The following is a 16,901-nucleotide window of genomic DNA, read 5'->3' on the forward strand; positions in this document are numbered from 1 at the left end:
ACGCCGGTTCGTCGGCTCGGGCGAATGCTCGCCCGGACGTCGACGCCGTTCTTGATTCCGCCCGCACAGCGTATGCCGAGCGCTGCCAGATACCTTGCAGGTAAGCATCAGCAAGGAGTCCCCGAAAAATCCCGGGCGCCACGCGAGCCACGCTTTCTGCGCCAAAACGCCAGGTCAGCGCCTTGATCAAAAGCAGCTGACAGGTCCGTGAAGTACAGGGAGACGGCGCGGGGCGGGCTCGCGGAGAACGTCGTCGAGTGTTGAGGGGGAGGGTCTTCGTGTCTCCTACGAAGACTGCTCGCTCACTCGGTGGGAGTCCGGGCGGTTGGTGCTTTCGCGGCTGGTGAGGCCTGCCAGGGACAGGGCTCCTGGGCCCGTGAAGACCAGGAGGAGGAAGCCCCAGCAGAAGAGGGCGGGGGAGAGGCCGCCGTTCTGGAGGGGGAAGAGGCCTTCTTTTTGGTGTTCTGTGAAGTAGGCGAAGGCCATGATGCCGGAGCTGAGGAAGGCGGCGGGGCGGGTCGCCAGGCCGAGGAGTACGAGGATGCCGCAGGTCAGCTCGATGACTCCGGCGTACCAGAAGGGCCAGTCACCGACCGGGCTCGCCTTGCGGTCCAGTATGCCGAAGACCGTGGCGGCGCCCTCGCTGGCGAAGAGCACGCCCAGGACGATGCGGAACAGGCCCAGCACGAGGGGTTGTCGCGTGGTGAGCCAGTCGTTCAGGCGTGGGGTGTTCACGGGTGCTCCTCGGATGTGTGCGATGTGTTGGGTCGGTCGGCTCAGGGGTGGGGTGCTACGCGTGGGTCCTCCCGGTTTTTGGCTACGCATCTGCCCTGCTTCGGGTTCAAGGAATCCGCCGGGGGCTTTGCGGAGAGCGTGGTCTTGACGGTCGTCGCGAGTGGGCGGCCTCGTCATGCGCTCTCGCCGGTGTTCGCCAGGGCCGCGCCCAGTTCGGATCGGCGGCGTATGCCGAGTTTGCGGTAGGTGCTGGTGAGGTGGGTTTCTACGGTGCGGCGGGCGAGGTGGAGGAGTTCGGCTATCTCGGTGTTGGTGCGGCTCTGTGCGGCGAGTTCGGCGATGCGGCGTTCGCCGGCGGTGAGGGCGCGGGGTCCGGTCAGGGAGGCCGTGCGGCGGGCGCCGCCGTCGCGCAGGGCGGCCTCGGCGACGGTATGGAGGCGGACCGCGCCCAGCCGTTCGGCGCGTTCGGCCGCCTCCCGGAAGGCGTCCCGGGCCCGCGCACGCTCGCCGGCGGCGGCGAGTCCCCGTCCCTGTGCGACGAGCGCCGGGATCAGCTCCGTCTCGACGGGTTCTCCGGCCGGCTGGGTGCCGTCGACGCCCTGCCGTAGCACCCGTACCGCCCGGTCGCCCAGTTCCAGGCCCCGGCGGCCGCCCGTGGCCGTGCCGAGGGTGCTCAGGGCGCGGCCGAGGACTCGGGGGGTGTTCCAGGTGTTGGCCAGGCAGAGTTCCTGTTCGGCGAGGGCCAGGGCTTCGTGGGGGCGGCCGAGGGCCAGGTGGCACGCGGCGGCGGCGGTCCGCCACGGGGTGACGATCGGGCTGGCCACGTCGCGGGCGGACTGGCGGCGGCCGCACTCCAGGAAGTCGTCGAGGGCGGCCGCCGGGTCGTCAGTGGCGGCGCGGAGGAGGCCTCGGGCGTAGAAGAAGCGGTTCAACTCCCAGGAGTCGTGGGTGTTGCGGAGGTCGAAGCCGTCGGCCAGGTGGGCGGCTTCGGCGGGGCGGCCGGTCTCGACGAGGGCGATGACCGCGTGGGCCAGCGCGTTGGGGGATTCCGCGCGGCCGTCGGCGGGGCGCCACACCTCGGGGGCGGCGAGGACCTCGTCGTAGGAGCCGCGGGTGGCCGCGATGTCGATGCGGACGTTGAGCAGGGCCAGGTGCATGGGGTGGAGGAGCGACGTGCGCTGGCCGGTCAGGCCGCGCCGGACGAGGCGTTCGGCCTCGTCGAGCTGGTCGGCCCATTGGGCGACGGCGGCGGCGGTGCCCAGCAGGAAGACCTCGGCGAGCGGGTCGGCCGGCTGAGCGAGGAGGGCCCGCACGCGGTGCATCGCCGAGGCCGCGGAGGTGAGGCCGGCGGTCGCCTCGTAGCGTACGAGGAGGGCTTGGCCTGCCGTGCCGACCAGGCTGGGTGATCCCTCGGCGGTCTCGCGGAGCCAGCGGTACACCTCCTGTCGTACGCCCTGGTCGTGGTCGGAGAGGAGGGCGGAGGCGGTCTGGACCGTGCGGATCAGGTCCGGGTGGCCCGTCAGGTGTTCGTCGCGCAGGCCGCGCAGGACGTCGACGGCGGCGCGGGCCTCGCCGCGCCGGGCCAGGGCGGTGCCCAGCGCGACCGCCGCGTGGACGCGTTCGCGGGGCGGTCCTGGCAGGCGCATCGCCTCGGCGAGCCGGGGTATGCCGGCGGTGGATCGTACGGTGGCGTACTCCAGGGAGCCCAGTTCGGTGAGGACGACGGTCCGGCGGGCGGCCGGCATCGGTTCGTCGAGGGCGCGGCGGAGGTAGGCGAGGGCGTCGTCGCTGCGGTCCGCGCGGACGGCGAGGTCGGCGGCGTCGAGCAGCACACCGGTCGCCCAGGCCTCGCCGACGGGCCCGGACCGCAGCAGTTGTCCGGCGACGGCCTCGGCGTGGTCGCCGCGGTGCAGCATCGCCTCGGCCGCCCGGCGGTGGGCGGCCTGCCGCGGCGCGGTCGCCCACCCGGCGAGCACCGCGTCCCGCAGCAGCGGGTGGGCGTAGCGGGGGCGCCCCTCGGGGTCCGGGCACAGCAGGCCCAGGCAGGTCATCGCCGTGAGCCAGCCGGGTACGCGGGCGGGGTCGGCGCCGGCCGTCCGGGCGAGCAGCTCGGCGTCGGCCGACGCCGGGGTGTCCGCGTCGTCCAGTGCGGCGAGCGCGCGGGCGACCTCGGTGGTCGCGGGCCCGGCGCTGTCCAGCCACCAGGACACCGCGGCGGAGTAGGTGCCGGCGTAGAGCGCGGCGCAGGTGTCCGGCAGGGCGGCCGGGAAGCCGGCCGGGTCGGGGCTTCGCAGGTCGTCCAGCAGGGCGCGCAGCAGCAGTGGGTTGCCCGCGCCCGTCGTTAAGCAGGCGTCGACCCACTCCGGCGGGGCGCCGCCGCCGTGGGCCGAACGGACCAGCTCCGCCGCGGCGTTCCGGCTCAGCGGGGCCAGGGTGCGGGTGTGGACGAGGGCGGGCGAGAGGGCGTGCGCGAGGCCGTCCGCCGGGGGGTCGATGTCGTACTGGCTGCGCTCGGTGACCACCAGGAGCACCGGCAGGCGGTCGATGCGGCGGACGGCCTCGACGAGCCAGCGGCGTGAGGAGTCGTCGGCGAAGTGCACGTCGTCCACCGCGACGAGCAGCGGGGACTCGGCGGCGTGGGAGTGCAGCAGACGCCAGAGCCGGGCAGGCCGGCCCCGGTGCGGCGGGGTGCCCGGCGGGTCCGGTTCCTCGCCCGCCGCCTGGTCGAACTCCGGGCTGTGGGAGAGGAGTTGGAAGATCGTGTCGAACGGTACGGAGGTGTGCTCGGGTGAGCAGCGGGCCCGTAGGACGCGCATGCCGTTCGCTGCCGCGTGGTCGGCGGCGGCCTCCAGGAGCGCGGTGCGTCCGGTGCCGGTGGCGCCCCTGAGCAGCACGAGGCGGCCGGCGCCGGTGCGGGCTCGGGCGGCCTCGTTGGCCAGTAGCTCCAGGGGTTCACGGCGTTCCAGGAGCGGTTCGGGTCCGCACATCACTGCCTCCTGTCGTGGACTGTCGTTGCCGACAGCCGTGGACCCCCGTGGATGGTCGTGCTCTACAGCTGTGGGCTGCCGTGGCTGTGCTGACTTCCGTGGCTGTCGTGGACTGTCGTTTTCCGCTTCCGTAGACGGGGCATGCGCTGTCCAGGTGCACCGGACGCGGTCGTTTGGCGTGGAAGTGCCGTGATCGGGCGGGAGACCGGCTTCCATGTGATCGGCCATGTGATCGGGCAGGAGGCCGGGCGCGAGACCGATCTCGTGGTCGGGCGCGGGACCGATCTCGTGGTCGGGCGCGGGACCGATCTCGTGGTCGGGCGCGGGACCGATCTCGTGGTCGGGCGCGGGACCGATCTCGTGGCCGGGCGCGGGACCGATCTCGTGGCCGGGCGCGGGACCGATCTCGTGGCCGGGCGCGGGACCGATCTCGTGGTCGATCTCGTGGTCCTCCACGATTGCGCGGGGCGCACAGGACACAGAAGTGTGGATCGAGCCCATCGGCCACTCCCCTCACAGGAGCGGCGATTTCGCGCATAGCAGGAGAAACGGTTGCGCACCACATTCCGGAACTCGGACGCACTCCCGGCGGAGTCCCAAGGTCCCCAGGGCTCCCAGAGCTCCCAGGGCCCCAAGGGTTCCCAAGGCGGCCTGGGTTCCCAGGAGTCCCAGCGCCGCATCCCCGTCGCGGTCCACACCTCCGACCCCCTCTCGCGGGCCGGTGTGCTCAGCCAGCTGCGCGGGCACCCGGTGATCGAACTGGTGCACGATGCCAGCGTCCGGCCGGGCACCGTGGCCGTGCTGGTCGGTGAGACACCGGACGAGACGCTGCTCGCCGCGCTGCGCCGACTGGTGCGCAGCGAGGGGGCGCGGGCCGTCCTGGTGGTGGGCCTGATCCGCGAGACCGAGCTGCTCGATGTGATCGAGTGCGGGGTCGGGGCCATCGTGTGGCGCCACGAGGCCACCGCGCACCGCCTGTCGCAGGCCGTGCTCGCGGCGTCCCGGGGGGACGGTGATCTGCCCGCCGACCTGCTGGGACGGCTGATCAACCAGGTGGGTACGTTGCAGCGTTCCGTGGCCGGGCGGCCCGGAGCGCCGCTGTCCGGCCTGGTGCCGCGTGAGATCGACGTCCTCCGGCTCGTCGCCGAGGGGATGGACACCGGTGAGATCGCGAGCAAGCTCTCCTACTCCGAACGCACCGTCAAGAACGTGATGCACGGGCTCACCACCCGACTGCATCTCCGCAACCGGGCGCACGCGGTGGCCTATGCCCTCCGGGAAGGCTACATCTGATCGAACGGGCAGACTCACCAGGCCGGTTGGGCAGCATGGAATGCCCCCTGGACGTCCCCGGTGTGTCTACGAGGGCGGCGCCGCGACGGGCAGGATCGGCGGACAGGCATACGACGCGGCAGGAGCACGACCGTGATCCACGAGGTGGACGACGTCCTCAAGGGACTGATCGGCGGTGGTGCCCTGGCCGGCTCCGGCATCGACGTCTCCTTCGAGGCCCCGACCCGCGACTGGGCGGCCCGGCGCAACGCGCCCACCATCAACACCTATCTGTACGACATCCGTGAGGACGTCTCCCGCCGCCAGCGTGGCCAGATGCCGGTCCGTGACGAGCGCGACATCGTCGTACGGCGTCGTCAACCGCCCCGCTGGTTCCGGCTGTCGTATCTGGTCACCGCCTGGACCAAACAGCCGCAGGACGAACACCGGCTGCTGTCGGCGGTGTTGGCCACCCTGCTGCCGCACGAGCTGCTGCACCCCACCGAACTCCCGGGCGCGCTCGGCGCGCTGGGCCTGTCTGTGCCGGTCTCGGTGGCGGGGCTGCACTCCGAGTCGCGGTCCCTCGCCGAGATCTGGTCCGCGCTGGGCGGCGCACTCAAGCCGTCCCTCGACCTCGTGGTCACCGCCCCCTTCCCGGCCTTCCCCGAGTACGACGCCGGGCCCCCGGTCACCGAGGGCGCGGCCGTGCGGGTCCGGGGCATGGACGGCTCCCTGGAGGGTTCCGAGGAGCGCGCCCACCGGCCGCGCCACCTGGCGCCCGCGCCGGACACGGGAGAACGGCAGCGGTGACCACGCACTCATCCCACGCCGGTTCCCGGGCGGCCCACGCAGTTCCCGCCGCCGCCGACCCGCTCCTGACCCGGCTCGCCCGGCTGCGTGACCGGGTGGCCGAGCTGGTGGCCGAGCGCGGTGCCGCCGATCCGACGGCGGGTGACCCGCTGCGGGGGCTGTACCTGTCCGAGGAGGCCGTACGGCATCTGCTGGGGCCCTCGGCGACGCCGTACGCGGCCGTGTTCGAGGGCGGCGAGAGCTCCGGGGCGGTTCCGGAGGGCCGGCTGGAGCGGCTCGCGGGGCGGCTCGGGCTCACCGAGCTGGACACGCGGATCCTGCTCATCGCGCTCGCGCCCGACCTGGACCGCTCCTACGAGCAGCTGTACGGGTATCTGAATGACGACGTCAGCAGGCGGCGGGCCACCGTCGGGCTCGCGCTCGATCTGTGCGGGCTGCCCGTGCACCTGGCGGCGGCACGCGCCCGGTGCCGGCCCTCGGCGCCGCTGAGCGCGCTCGGGCTGCTGACCGTCGAGGACGCCGAACGCCCGTTCCTGAGCCGGGAGTTGAGGGTGCCCGACCGGGTGGTCGCGCATCTGCTCGGTGACGACACGCTGGACGCGGCGCTCGCCGGTCATGTCCGGGCGTTGACCCGGCCCCCGGTCCCGGCGGTGCCCTCGGCGGACGGCGGGTTCACCGCCAGGCTGGCCGACCGGCTGGCCGCCGCGCCGGTCACGGTGTACCTGCGTGAACACCGTGAGGGCGACGGGCTGGTGCGCGCCGCGGCGGCCCTGCGCGCGGCCGGCGTAGAGGCCCTGTACTGCACGCCCCCGGCGGCCGAGGAGGAACTCACCGGGCTGCTCCCCCGCCTGCTGCGCGAGGCCCGGCTGCGCGGCTGCGCGATCGTCGTGTCGCCGTTGCCGGAGCGGCCGGCCCCGCTGCTACGGGCGCTGACGGCGGCCGACGTCTCCGTACTGTTCGCGGCGTCACGGCCGTACGACCCACAGTGGTGCGACCGCGATCCGCTGGTCCTCGACGTGCCCCGGCCGCCCACGGGCGCGGTGGACGTCTGGGCCGCGGCGCTGGGTGTGGGGGCGGGGGGGCCGGGGTTTGGCGCCGGGGCGGACAGTCCAGGGCTCGGCGCCGGGGCAGACGGCCCGGGGCCCGGCGCCAGGGCAGATGGTGCCGGGGCGGACGGCCCGAGGCTCGGTCCCGGGGCGGACAGTCCAGGGCTCGATGCCGGGGCAGACAGCCCGGGGCCCGGCGCCAGGGCAGACGGTGCCAGGGCGGACAGCCCGGAACTCGGCGCCAAAACAGACAGCCCGGGGCCCGGCGCCAGGACAGACGGTGCCAGGACAGACAGCCCGGAACTCGGCGCCAAAACAGACAGCCCGGGGCCCGGCGCCAAGACAGACCGTGCCGGAGTGGGCGGCCCAGGGTTCGACCTCGCGGCCACCGTCGCCCCGTACCGGCTCGGTGGTGATCGGATCGAGCGGGCGGCGCGTGCGGCACTGGGGCTCGCCGCGTTCGACGGGACGCCGGTGACAGCCGCGCATCTGCGGCTCGCCACGCGGCAGCAGTCCGCCTCCGGGCTGGAGCGGCATGCCCGGCGGATCCGTCCCGAGGTCGGCTGGGGCGACCTCGTGCTGCCCGACAAGCCCCTCGCCCAGCTGCGGGAACTCGCCCTGCGCGCCCGCCATCGCGACCGGGTGCTCGGCGACTGGCGGCTGAGTGCCGGTGGCGGCCGGGGCCATGGTGTGCTCGGGCTGTTCGCGGGGGAGTCGGGCACCGGCAAGACGCTGTCCGCCGAGGTCGTGGCCGCCGAACTCGGCCTGGACCTCTATGTCGTGCAGCTCTCCTCGATCGTCGACAAGTACGTGGGCGAGACCGAGAAGAACCTCGAACGGATCTTCACCGAGGCCGACCGTACCGACGCCGTGCTGCTCTTCGACGAGGCGGACGCCGTGTTCGGCAAACGCTCGGAGGTCAAGGACTCCCACGACAAGCACGCCAACATGGAGAGCGCCTATCTGCTCCAGCGGCTGGAGTCCTTCGACGGCATCGCCCTGCTCACCACCAATCTCCGGGCCAACATCGACGAGGCGTTCACCCGGCGGCTGGATCTGGTGGTCGACTTCCCGTTCCCGGACACCGCCCAGCGGCTGGCCCTGTGGCGGCACAGCCTCGCCGCGGTGCCGTGCGCGGACGGCACCGATCCGGGCGCGGTCGCCCGTGACTTCGAACTGGCCGGCGGTTCCATCCGCAGCGCCGTCGTCACCGCCGCCTACGCCGCGGCCGGGCGCGCCGGGCCGGTCACCACCGCCGACCTGCGGGAGGGCGCGGAGCGCGAGTACCGCAAGGCCGGCCGGCTGGTGCCGGGCGAGGGCAACTGGTGACGGCCCCGCCCACCGAACAGGGCTACTCGACGCGCCACTTCTGGTTGGGCGTGCCCGCGCACGTCCACAGCTGAAGTTTCGCCCCGTCGCCCGTGCCGTTGTCCTTCACGTCCACGCACTTGTCGGCCTGCGGGTTGACCAGGTCGCCCTCGGTGCTCAGCACGAACTGCTGGGCCGGGTTTCCGCTGCACCTGGCCACCTGGATGACGGCGCCGTCGTCCCGGGAGCCCCAGGCGACGTCCATGCACAGGCCGAGGGAGCGCACGGTGCCGTCGCCGCGGAAGTCCCACTTCTGGTTGGCGGTGCCGGCGCAGTCCCAGATCTGGAGCGGGGTGCCGTCCTTGCCCTTGCCGTTCTCCGCGTCCGTGACGTCGACACAGCGGTCCGAGCCCCGACCGGTGATCAGGAACCCCTTGGCGGCGGCCGGCTGCTTCGACGTGGCCTTCGTGTCCGGCTCCTTGTCCGACCCCGACCCCGACCCCGACCCGCCCGAACCGGAGCCGGACCCGGAGCCCGAGCCGGACCCGGAGCCCGAACCGGAGTCCTCGGGCTGCTCCTCCTGCTTGGGGACGTCGGGGGTCTGCGAGGGCAGCGGCGCCGCCGAGATGCTCGGCGCCGGGGCCATCGCGGACGGACTGGCGCTCGGCAGAGCCGTCGTACCGGACTCCCCGAGCGGCGTCGCGGCGCTGATGAGCTGGGGCCTGTAGGCGAGCCACAGCGTCACGAAGGTGATCGCCAGCGCGAGGAAGATCCCGAGGCAGGTGGCCAGCCAGCCGGGTAAGAATCCGCGCTGGACATAGGTGCCGTCCACGGACTGCGGTGCGGCGCCCGCCCGTTGGACAGCGAGCGCGTACGGTCGCTCCTGCTTCGATCCGAACCAGATGATCTGCCGGGGCTTCAGCGTCGTCTTCACGAACGCGGCCCGGCCGGGTTCGATCTGGACGTTGGCCGGGTGGATGTCGTACGACAGCTGGTCGCCGTTGTCGCTGCCGCTGACGGCGGCGGTGAGGCGGGTGTTGCCGAGGTTGTCGACGGCCAGCTTGGGCCGTCCCCGGAAGCGTCCCTTCACGGTCGGCGGGACCAGCTCCGCCCGCACCTCCGTGAACGGCGTGATCGTCAGGTTGCCCTCGGGAACGGTGGTCGCCTCGGGATGCTCGGTCGGCGAGATCCGTACGGCGTACGCGTTCGGGCCGGCGGTCGCGTCAGGCGTACGGGGCGGCGCGAACACAAGGTCCACCGACCCCGTCGTCCCCGGATACAGCCGAAGCGACTGCGGCTCGACCATCGTCCACGGCGCAAGGTCGCCGACCGGCTCGAAACGGTACTCGTCGACCACGTCACCGGTGTTGCGCAGCCGCAGCCGCACGGTCGTACTGCCGCCCGGGTCCACGGTGGCGGAGGCGGGTTCAAGGGAGGTCCAGAGACTCACCGTTCGACGTTACGGGGGCGACCCGTGTCCGTCAGGAGCCGCCGGGGCAGGCCGGGCTGCCCCGGCGGTCACCGGGGCCGGCCCGGTTGACCCCGGCCGGCCCCTTCGGCCCACCCTCGGAGAGCCCTTGTCACACGGTGAACTTGACGGCTTCGAGCCAGACGCCGTTGTCGAGGGTGCCGCCGAAGATGAAGCCCTCCCCCTCGTTGGGCTTGTCGCAGGCCATGTTCTGCCAGCCCCTGTCGTGCTGGCGGACGGTCTGGCAGACCGCGCCGCGGCCGCTGTCGACGTTGATGGTGAAGCCCAGCAGGTTCGGGGCGTCCTTCTTGCTGTCGCCGAAGTAGTTGTTGCTGCCGTCGGGGGCGGAGGCCCACGGCTCGACGTAGTGGCCCTGGCCGTTGGTCGACTCGGGGTTGTGGACGAAGGCGGCGCCGGCCGTGCCGCTGACCCCGGACACGGCGACGTTGAGGGCCGTGAGCGGCCTGTTCTCACCCACCGTGCCGGCCATGTCGCCGTCGCACTCGGGCTCCGTCCAGCCCTTGCCCGCCACAAAGGCGCGGTAGCAGATGTGTTTGCCATCGGGGTCGTTCGCGGCCAGTTGCTGGACGGCGGTCGCCGCGGTCCGCTGCTTGGGCTTCTGCTCCGTCTCCTCGGAGCCGCCGCCACCCGACCCGCCGTCGCCGCCGCCGTCGCCGCTGTCGGTCTCCGGCTCGACCGTCGCCTGGGGCGGCGCGACGGGTTCGGAGGACGCGGGCGCCGGAGGGGCCGACGCCGGCGCCGACGGGCTGGGCTCCAGCGTGCTGATGGCGGCCTCTTCGAGCGGTGTCGCGGCGCTGGCGACCGGGCGCTTGTAGGCGATCCACAGCGTCACGAAGGTGATCGCAAGCGCCAGGAGGATCCCGAGGCTGGTGGCCAGCCAGCCCGGCAGGAAGCTCCGCTGCACATAGGTGCCGTCGACATCGAGCGGCGTCACCCCCGACCGCTTCACGGCGAGCGCGTACGGCCGCTCCTCCTTCGACCCGAACCAGATGATCTGGCGCGGCTTCAGCGTGGCCTTCACGAACACCGCCCGGCCGGGCTCGATCTGGACGTTGCTCGGATGGATGTCGTACGACAGCTGGTCGCCGTTGTCGCTGCCGCTGAGCGACGCGGTCACCTTGGTGTTGCCCAGGTTGTCGACGGCCAGCTTGGGCCGTCCCCGGAAGCGTCCCTTCACGGTCGGCGGGACCAGCTCCGCCCGCACCTCCGTGAACGGCGTGATCGTCAGGTTGCCCTCGGGAACGGTGGTCGCCTCGGGATGCTCGGTCGGCGAGATCCGTACGGCGTACGCGTTCGGGCCGGCGGTCGCGTCAGGCGTACGGGGCGGCGCGAACACAAGGTCCACCGACCCCGTCGTCCCCGGATACAGCCGAAGCGACTGCGGCTCGACCGTCGTCCACGGCGCAAGGTCGCCGACCGGCTCGAAACGGTACTCGTCGACCACGTCACCGGTGTTGCGCAGCCGCAGCCGCACGGTCGTACTGCCACCGGGGTCGACGGTCGCGGAGGCTGGTTCGAGGGAAGTCCAAAGGCTCACACAGGGACGCTACGGCAGCGCCCCGCGCCGGATCAGAGACGCCGGGGCAGCCTTCCTTGCCTGAAGGGGCAGCGCGGGGTGGCGGCGGCCCCGTTCACGGTGTCCGCGGCCTTCCCGGTGTCCGCGTCTTCCCGGTGTCCGCGTCTTCCCGGTGTCCGCGTCTTCCCGGTGTCCGCGTCTTCCCGGTGTCCGCGTCCGGTCAATTGCTCTTGCCCTTCACCCGGGAGATCTCGGCCGTCGAGATGTCCACCGAGTTCGGCATCATCGCCTGGGGGCGCAGGAGTTCCCGGAGCAGGAAGTCCATCAGCTCGGCACCGCCCATGGCCTTCAGCCGCTGCGCCAGCGGCGGGTTGGCCTCCTCGAACCGCATGATCTCGACCACCGTGCGCTCGACCAGACCGGGCACGATGTCGGAGCCGGCGAGGATGTTCTTGTGGAGGAGTTCGGGCCGCTTGACCTCCTTCTCCGGGCCGTAGACCATTTGGTCTCCGGGCACTGTGCGGGCGAGCTGCCGCGCGAACGTGTGCGCCTGTTTTTCCTCCGGATCCTGAATGTGGTTGAAGGACGTGGCCATTTCCATCAGCACGTCCTCTCCGAGGCCGCCCCGCTTGAATTCACGCACCGACTTGTAGTCTTTCTGCTTCTCCTTGAGGTCGTACTGATCCGACTTCGCCTTGTGCTCGGGCAGCTCCGGCCGGCCCGGAGGTGCGACGAGTGCGGGGTAGTCACGCTGGATGAAGTCGCTCAGCATGATCCAGCCCTCGCTGACCAGCCTGTCCATGGCGAGCTCGATCCGGAACTCGCCGAAGCGGGGGGCACGGTCCGTCTTGCCCTTGGGCTCGATGTAGAAGAAGACGAAGGCCTCGTTGCCGAGCACCAGTTCATCGACGTTCTGGGTGTTGTTCTTGCTGCCCTCGGCCAGCTCCGACTTGGGTTTCAGCTTCTTCTCGGCCTGCATCATCGCGTCGAGCTGCTCCTGCTTGGTGTAATGGGCGACCACGCTGTTCTGGAATTCGTTCTCCAGTTTGCGCCTGACGTCCTTCACCCAGTCCTTTTTCCCCGTGCTGCCGATCTCCTTCGTCAGTTCCGCCCGGTTCATTTCCGACATCTCGCGGACATAGCCGAACCCGGACATTTCGAAGTTCACGGTCCCCTGCTCGAACTCCGGGTCCTTCCACATGGTGCCCCGGTCGGTCATGGCCTTGTAGGGCTCCAGTGCCTGGGCGGACAGGCTCCCGTCGCGCGCGGACTGGTTTGCCACGGTGTCGATCTCGGTGCGGACGGCCGAGAGCACCTGGGCCAGGTAGGTCTGGTCACCGGCCGGCGCGCCCTCACGCATCGGCATGGCGAGCATCTGGAGGTTCACCAGCTGCTCCAGGCAGCGCTGAGGGTCGCGGACGGTGGACCTGTCGTACGCCTCGACGGCCGCCTTCACCGGCGCCATCGCCTCGGAGACGGGCTTGGCCTTGATCCAGCCGGTGAGCCGGTTGGCCAGCGTGGCGGGGGGCTTGGCCATGTCCTCCAGCGTGTCGTTCCCCTTGCGCTGCACGGTGTGGCCCGGTTCGCGCCGCGCGGTGTGGCCTGATTGGCGCACGGTGTGGCCCGCTTGACGCTGCACCGGGTGGCCCAGTCGCGCCGTGGCCGGCGCGTCCAGGGCTCCGGCGTGCTCCGGGCCGTCCGTGGCGCGCTGAACGGGAGCCGGTCCGCTCATCACCCGCCGGGCGGTTGCCTCCGCCTCCTGTTCGGCCCAGTCGGAGGGGTCGGAGACGCGCAGCCCGGAGCCGTTGTCCGTGCCGGGCACCGTGCCCCGCCGCTGCTGGCGGTAGTGGTCCAGCTCATGGGCGAGCGTGTGCTTGTCCCGGCCGTCCCACACCACATGGGAGCCGGACGTGTACGCCTTCGCGCCGATCTCCGCCGCGGACCGCTGGGCCACGGTGTCGGTGTGGACGCGTACGCCGCTGAAGTCCTCGCCGTCGAACCGGCCCTCCATCTCCGAGCGCAGCGCGGCGCCCAGGGGCTGCCCCGAGGTGCCGAGAACCTGGTGCACCGCCGAGCGCTGCACGGAGGAGGCACCGGCGCCGTGCCCGCAGCCCGCGTCGTGCTCGTGGCGCTGCTCGTCGACGGCACGGGCCACGGCCGCGTTGCCGGCTGCCCGTTGCAGCGCCAGGAGGGCGGCGGCGGGGCCGTGCGCGGGGACGCGTCCGGCCGGGCGGCCCGCGCCGGTCCGGCCTCGGTCCTTGGCGGTCGCCTTGTCCTGCGCGCGCACCGGCACTCTCCTCGAAACTCGCAACTCGCAACTCGCAACTCGCAACTCGAAAGACGGGTACTCGACGGGGTACTCCAGCCCATCAGACATACCGGACGGCCGCGGCACGCGGAAGGTACTCGGGGGCAGATCCGGGGGCAGCACGTCGCCATCGCCTTCACCATCGCCATCGCCGTTGCCCTCGCGACTGCCCCTGCGGGCAACGGCACTGCCCCCGACCAGGCCCCCGAGGACGTTTCGAAGGACGCGCTTCGCGCGTGAGGGTGAGAGGCGACCTGTCTCGTACCCCAAGGAGAGCAGAGCATGCCGTCCTACCTGTCGCCCGGCGTATACGTCGAGGAGGTGGCCAGCGGCTCGCGTCCCATCGAGGGTGTGGGCACCTCGGTGGCGGCCTTCGTCGGCCTGGCCCCGACCGGCCCGCTGAACGAGCCGACGCTGGTGACCAACTGGACCCAGTACGTCGCGGCCTTCGGCGAGTTCACCGACGGCTACTACCTCGCGCACTCGGTGTACGGGTTCTTCAACAACGGCGGCAGCGCCGCGTACGTCGTCCGGGTCGGCGGCACCGCCGCGGACGCGGCCGCCGGCGGACCGGCCGCCGTGACGGGCTCCGCCGCGCCGGCCGCGCTGCCGTCGGGCGAGCCGAAGCAGCTGGGCACCTTCCAGGTGACCGCCATCGCGGGCCGTTCGCTCAGCGTCGAGGTCGCCGACCCGGAGGGCGAGGGTCCTGCCGAGCGGTTCAAGCTCATCGTCAAGGACGGCGACAAGACCGCCGAGACGTTCGACGTGACCGCCAAGAAGGGTGGCCGCAACTACGTCGTCACCCAGGTCAAGGAGCGCTCCAAGCTCATCTCCGTTCAGGAGGCGGCGCCCGCCGCACAGCTGGCGCGCCCCGACAACCAGACCGTGGCGCTGGCGGCCCCCGCCGCTCCCGCCGCCGTCCCGGCCGCCACCGCCTCGGCGGGCGCCGACCACCCGGGTCCGGCCGAGTACCTCGGCGACTCCGCCGACCGCACCGGTTTCGGCGGTCTGGAGGCCGTGGACGAGATCTCGATGGTCGCGGTGCCCGACCTGATGGCCGCCTACCAGCGCGGCGCGATCGACCTGGAGGCCGTCAAGGCGGTCCAGCTCGGCCTGATCGCGCACTGCGAGCTGATGGGCGACCGGGTCGCCGTCATCGACCCGCCGCCCGGCCTCAACGCCCGTCAGATCCGGGTCTGGCGCCAGGAGACCGCCGGGTACGACTCCAAGTACGCGGCCCTCTACTACCCCTGGATCAAGGTCTTCGACCCGGCGTCCGGCCAGTCCCGCATCATTCCGCCGAGCGGCCATGTCGCCGGTGTCTGGGCCCGCAACGACTTCGAGCGCGGCGTGCACAAGGCGCCCGCCAACGAGGTCGTACGCGGCGCGGTGGACCTCGAACTCCAGATCACCCGGGGCGAGCAGGACCTCCTCAACCCCATCGGCGTCAACTGCATCCGCGCCTTCCCGGGCCGCGGTATCCGCGTCTGGGGCGCCCGCACCATGTCGTCCGACCCGGCCTGGCGCTACCTCAACATCCGCCGGTACTTCAACTACCTGGAGGAGTCGATCCTGATCGGCACCCAGTGGGTGGTGTTCGAGCCGAACGACCACGCCCTGTGGGCCCGGATCCGGCGCAACGTCTCCGCGTTCCTGGTCAACGAGTGGCGCAGCGGCGCCCTCTTCGGCCAGCGGCCCGAGGACGCGTACTACGTCAAGTGCGACGACGAGACGAACCCGCCGGAGTCGGTCGACCTCGGCCGGGTCATCTGCGAGATCGGCATCGCCCCCGTCAAGCCCGCCGAGTTCGTGATCTTCCGGCTGGCCCAGTTCTCCAGCGGCAACGGGGAGCTGGAGGAGTAGGCCGTCCGGCCCGCGCCCACCTGCCTCCGTACGCCAGCCATTCCTCAAGCCCCCTAGAAGGACACAGAACAGATGAGTCTCGCGCCGGGTGACGCCCTTACCTCACACAATTTCGGCCTCCAGATCGACGGGGTGATGGTCGAGTACCTCGCGGAGGTCAGCGGCCTCACCCTCGAACAGGACGTCATCACGTACCAGCAGAACTCCGCCCAGGGGCGGCCCGAGGTCAACCTTCTGCCCGGTGTGCAGAAGAACGGGCAGTGCACCGTGGTCCGCGGTATGACCCAGTCGGCCGCGTTCAACACGTGGATCAACGACTCCATCAACGGTCAGATGGGCTCGGCCCGCAAGAACGCGTCGATCATCATGATGGATTATCAGAACAATCCGGTGAAGCGGTACAACATGCGCAACGCCTGGTGCAGCAAGATCGACGCGAGCACCCTCAAGGCGGGCGAGGCGTCCGCCCTCACCGAGACCGTGACCATCGTCTTCGAAGAACTGGTCATCGAGTAATGCGGCGTACGGCTGCCCGGGCGGGCTTGGGCGCGAGCATGAGCGCGGGCTCGATCGTGGACGTACCGGGTGCGGGGGAGGGAGAGGCCGCGGCCGCTCCCGGCCCCGCACTCACGCCCGCGCCCTCTCCCTCGCCGGCTCCGGCCGTCGCGCCGATGGCGCAGCGGCTGCGGACGGAGTTCCCCTTCGAGCTGCCGCGCGGCTATGTCGACGAGGCGGGGACGGTCCACCGGGAGGGCGTGATGCGTCTCGCCACCGCCCGGGACGAGTTGATCCCGCTGCGCGACGTCCGCGTGCAGGAGAACCCGGCGTATCTGTCGGTCGTGCTGCTGGGGCGGGTCATCACCCGCCTCGGCAACCTGCCGATGGTCCACGACGGGATCGTGGAGAACATGTTCGCGTCCGACCTCGCGTTTTTGCAGGACTTCTACCGCCAGGTCAACGCCGAGGGCCACACCCGCGCGGCCGTGGAGTGCCCGCACTGCTCCGAGCCCTTCGAGGTCGAACTCGGCGGGAGCCGCCTGGGGGAATCGTGACGTACGCGACCGACCGGCTGCACGAGGAGATCGCGTACGTCGCCTTCCACTTCCACTGGGGCCACGAGGAAATCCTCGACCTCGAACACCATGACCGCCGCCGCTACACCGAACAGATCGCGTCCCTCGTGACACGGGGCGGGGCGGAGGGCTGACACGTGGGCTTCTTGAACCGCCTGCGCGGCGGCCCGGCCGGATCGACGGGGCGTCGCGGTGGGGACGACGGGGGTGTGGACGCCGGCTCGGGTGCCGGGGCCGGCTCGGGTACTGGGGCTGGCTCGGGTGCCGGGGTCGGCTCGGGTACTGGGGCTGGCTCGGGTGCCGGGGCCGGCTCGGGTGCCGGGGTCGGCTCGGGTGCCGGGGCCGGCTCGGGTGCCGGGGCCGGCTCGGGTACTGGAGTCGGCTCGGGTGCCGGGGCCAGCTCGGGTGCCGGGGCCGGCTTCCGTGGTGGGGTGGGCTCCGGTGCCGGGGCCGGCTCGGGCGGCGGGGTGCGCTCTGCCGCTGGGGCTGGGGTG

13 protein-coding genes are annotated in these 16,901 nt (G+C 72.0%); 8 read left to right on the plus strand and 5 right to left on the minus strand.

The genetic code is table 11. The annotated features are described in order from the left end of the window. Positions 1–285: 285 nt before the first annotated feature. On the minus strand, positions 286–735 hold the full coding sequence (locus I8N67_RS24335) for a DoxX family protein (RefSeq protein ID WP_307835350.1): 450 nt from the start codon (positions 733–735) through the stop codon (positions 286–288). A gap of 173 nt (positions 736–908) precedes the next feature. After that, positions 909–3,722: an AAA family ATPase gene (locus tag I8N67_RS24340; protein ID WP_200305490.1), complete on the minus strand. Its 2,814-nt coding sequence runs from the start codon at positions 3,720–3,722 to the stop codon at positions 909–911. 189 nt (positions 3,723–3,911) lie between these two features. Here I8N67_RS24340 and I8N67_RS42860 point away from each other — a divergent pair, with 189 nt between their 5' ends. From I8N67_RS42860 to I8N67_RS42865, 4 genes are all read left to right on the plus strand, one after another. After that, on the plus strand, positions 3,912–4,262 hold the full coding sequence (locus I8N67_RS42860) for a hypothetical protein (protein WP_234046211.1): 351 nt from the start codon (positions 3,912–3,914) through the stop codon (positions 4,260–4,262). Positions 4,263–4,373: 111 nt separating this feature from the next. Continuing rightward, entirely contained in the window at positions 4,374–5,015 is a 642-nt protein-coding gene (locus tag I8N67_RS24350; protein ID WP_200305590.1) for a helix-turn-helix transcriptional regulator, read from the plus strand. 132 nt (positions 5,016–5,147) lie between these two features. Further along, positions 5,148–5,804 carry a Pvc16 family protein gene (locus I8N67_RS24355; protein ID WP_200305494.1) on the plus strand — a complete coding sequence of 219 codons (657 nt, stop codon included), beginning with the start codon at positions 5,148–5,150 and terminating at the stop codon, positions 5,802–5,804. Continuing rightward, positions 5,801–8,179 (plus strand): ATP-binding protein, encoded by a 2,379-nt coding sequence (locus I8N67_RS42865; protein ID WP_307835351.1) that lies wholly within the window; start codon positions 5,801–5,803, stop codon positions 8,177–8,179. Before I8N67_RS24355 ends, I8N67_RS42865 begins: the two co-directional genes overlap by 4 nt. 22 nt (positions 8,180–8,201) lie before the next feature. Here the strand turns inward: I8N67_RS42865 and I8N67_RS24370 are convergent, their stop codons facing one another. From I8N67_RS24370 to I8N67_RS44290, 3 genes are all read right to left on the minus strand, one after another. Continuing rightward, positions 8,202–9,608 carry an RICIN domain-containing protein gene (locus I8N67_RS24370; protein ID WP_200305496.1) on the minus strand — a complete coding sequence of 469 codons (1,407 nt, stop codon included), beginning with the start codon at positions 9,606–9,608 and terminating at the stop codon, positions 8,202–8,204. Between the two features lie 130 nt (positions 9,609–9,738). Beyond that, positions 9,739–11,184: a hydrolase gene (locus tag I8N67_RS24375; RefSeq protein WP_200305498.1), complete on the minus strand. Its 1,446-nt coding sequence runs from the start codon at positions 11,182–11,184 to the stop codon at positions 9,739–9,741. 199 nt (positions 11,185–11,383) lie between these two features. After that, complete coding sequence (locus tag I8N67_RS44290; RefSeq protein ID WP_307835352.1) at positions 11,384–13,450, minus strand: eCIS core domain-containing protein; 2,067 nt, start codon at positions 13,448–13,450, stop codon at positions 11,384–11,386. A gap of 303 nt (positions 13,451–13,753) precedes the next feature. Between I8N67_RS44290 and I8N67_RS24385 the strand changes: the two genes are divergently transcribed. From I8N67_RS24385 to I8N67_RS24400, 4 genes are all read left to right on the plus strand, one after another. Beyond that, positions 13,754–15,334, plus strand: a complete 1,581-nt coding sequence (locus I8N67_RS24385) for a phage tail sheath subtilisin-like domain-containing protein (RefSeq protein ID WP_200305502.1) — start codon at positions 13,754–13,756, stop codon at positions 15,332–15,334. A 72-nt stretch (positions 15,335–15,406) separates the two neighbouring features. Continuing rightward, the gene (locus tag I8N67_RS24390; protein ID WP_033526822.1) at positions 15,407–15,850 is read left to right on the plus strand and encodes a phage tail protein; all 444 of its coding nucleotides are present in this window, start codon (positions 15,407–15,409) and stop codon (positions 15,848–15,850) included. Beyond that, the gene (locus tag I8N67_RS24395) at positions 15,850–16,386 is read left to right on the plus strand and encodes a hypothetical protein (RefSeq protein ID WP_200305504.1); all 537 of its coding nucleotides are present in this window, start codon (positions 15,850–15,852) and stop codon (positions 16,384–16,386) included. The genes I8N67_RS24390 and I8N67_RS24395 overlap by 1 nt, the downstream gene beginning before the upstream one ends. Beyond that, positions 16,383–16,541, plus strand: a complete 159-nt coding sequence (locus I8N67_RS24400) for a DUF6760 family protein (RefSeq protein ID WP_200305506.1) — start codon at positions 16,383–16,385, stop codon at positions 16,539–16,541. The genes I8N67_RS24395 and I8N67_RS24400 overlap by 4 nt, the downstream gene beginning before the upstream one ends. The last annotated feature ends 360 nt before the right edge of the window (positions 16,542–16,901 follow it).

The sequence above is a fragment of the Streptomyces adelaidensis genome, assembly GCF_016598475.1.
GTDB lineage: Bacteria > Actinomycetota > Actinomycetes > Streptomycetales > Streptomycetaceae > Streptomyces > Streptomyces adelaidensis.

Bases quoted from the DNA above. Each gene is read 5' to 3' on its own strand.
- I8N67_RS24340 (WP_200305490.1), bottom strand. From the start codon at position 3,722: ATGTGCGGACCCGAACCGCTCCTGGAACGCCGTGAACCCCTGGAGCTA.
- I8N67_RS24385 (WP_200305502.1), top strand. From the start codon at position 13,754: ATGCCGTCCTACCTGTCGCCCGGCGTATACGTCGAGGAGGTGGCCAGC.
- I8N67_RS24390 (WP_033526822.1), top strand. From the start codon at position 15,407: ATGAGTCTCGCGCCGGGTGACGCCCTTACCTCACACAATTTCGGCCTC.
- I8N67_RS24395 (WP_200305504.1), top strand. From the start codon at position 15,850: ATGCGGCGTACGGCTGCCCGGGCGGGCTTGGGCGCGAGCATGAGCGCG.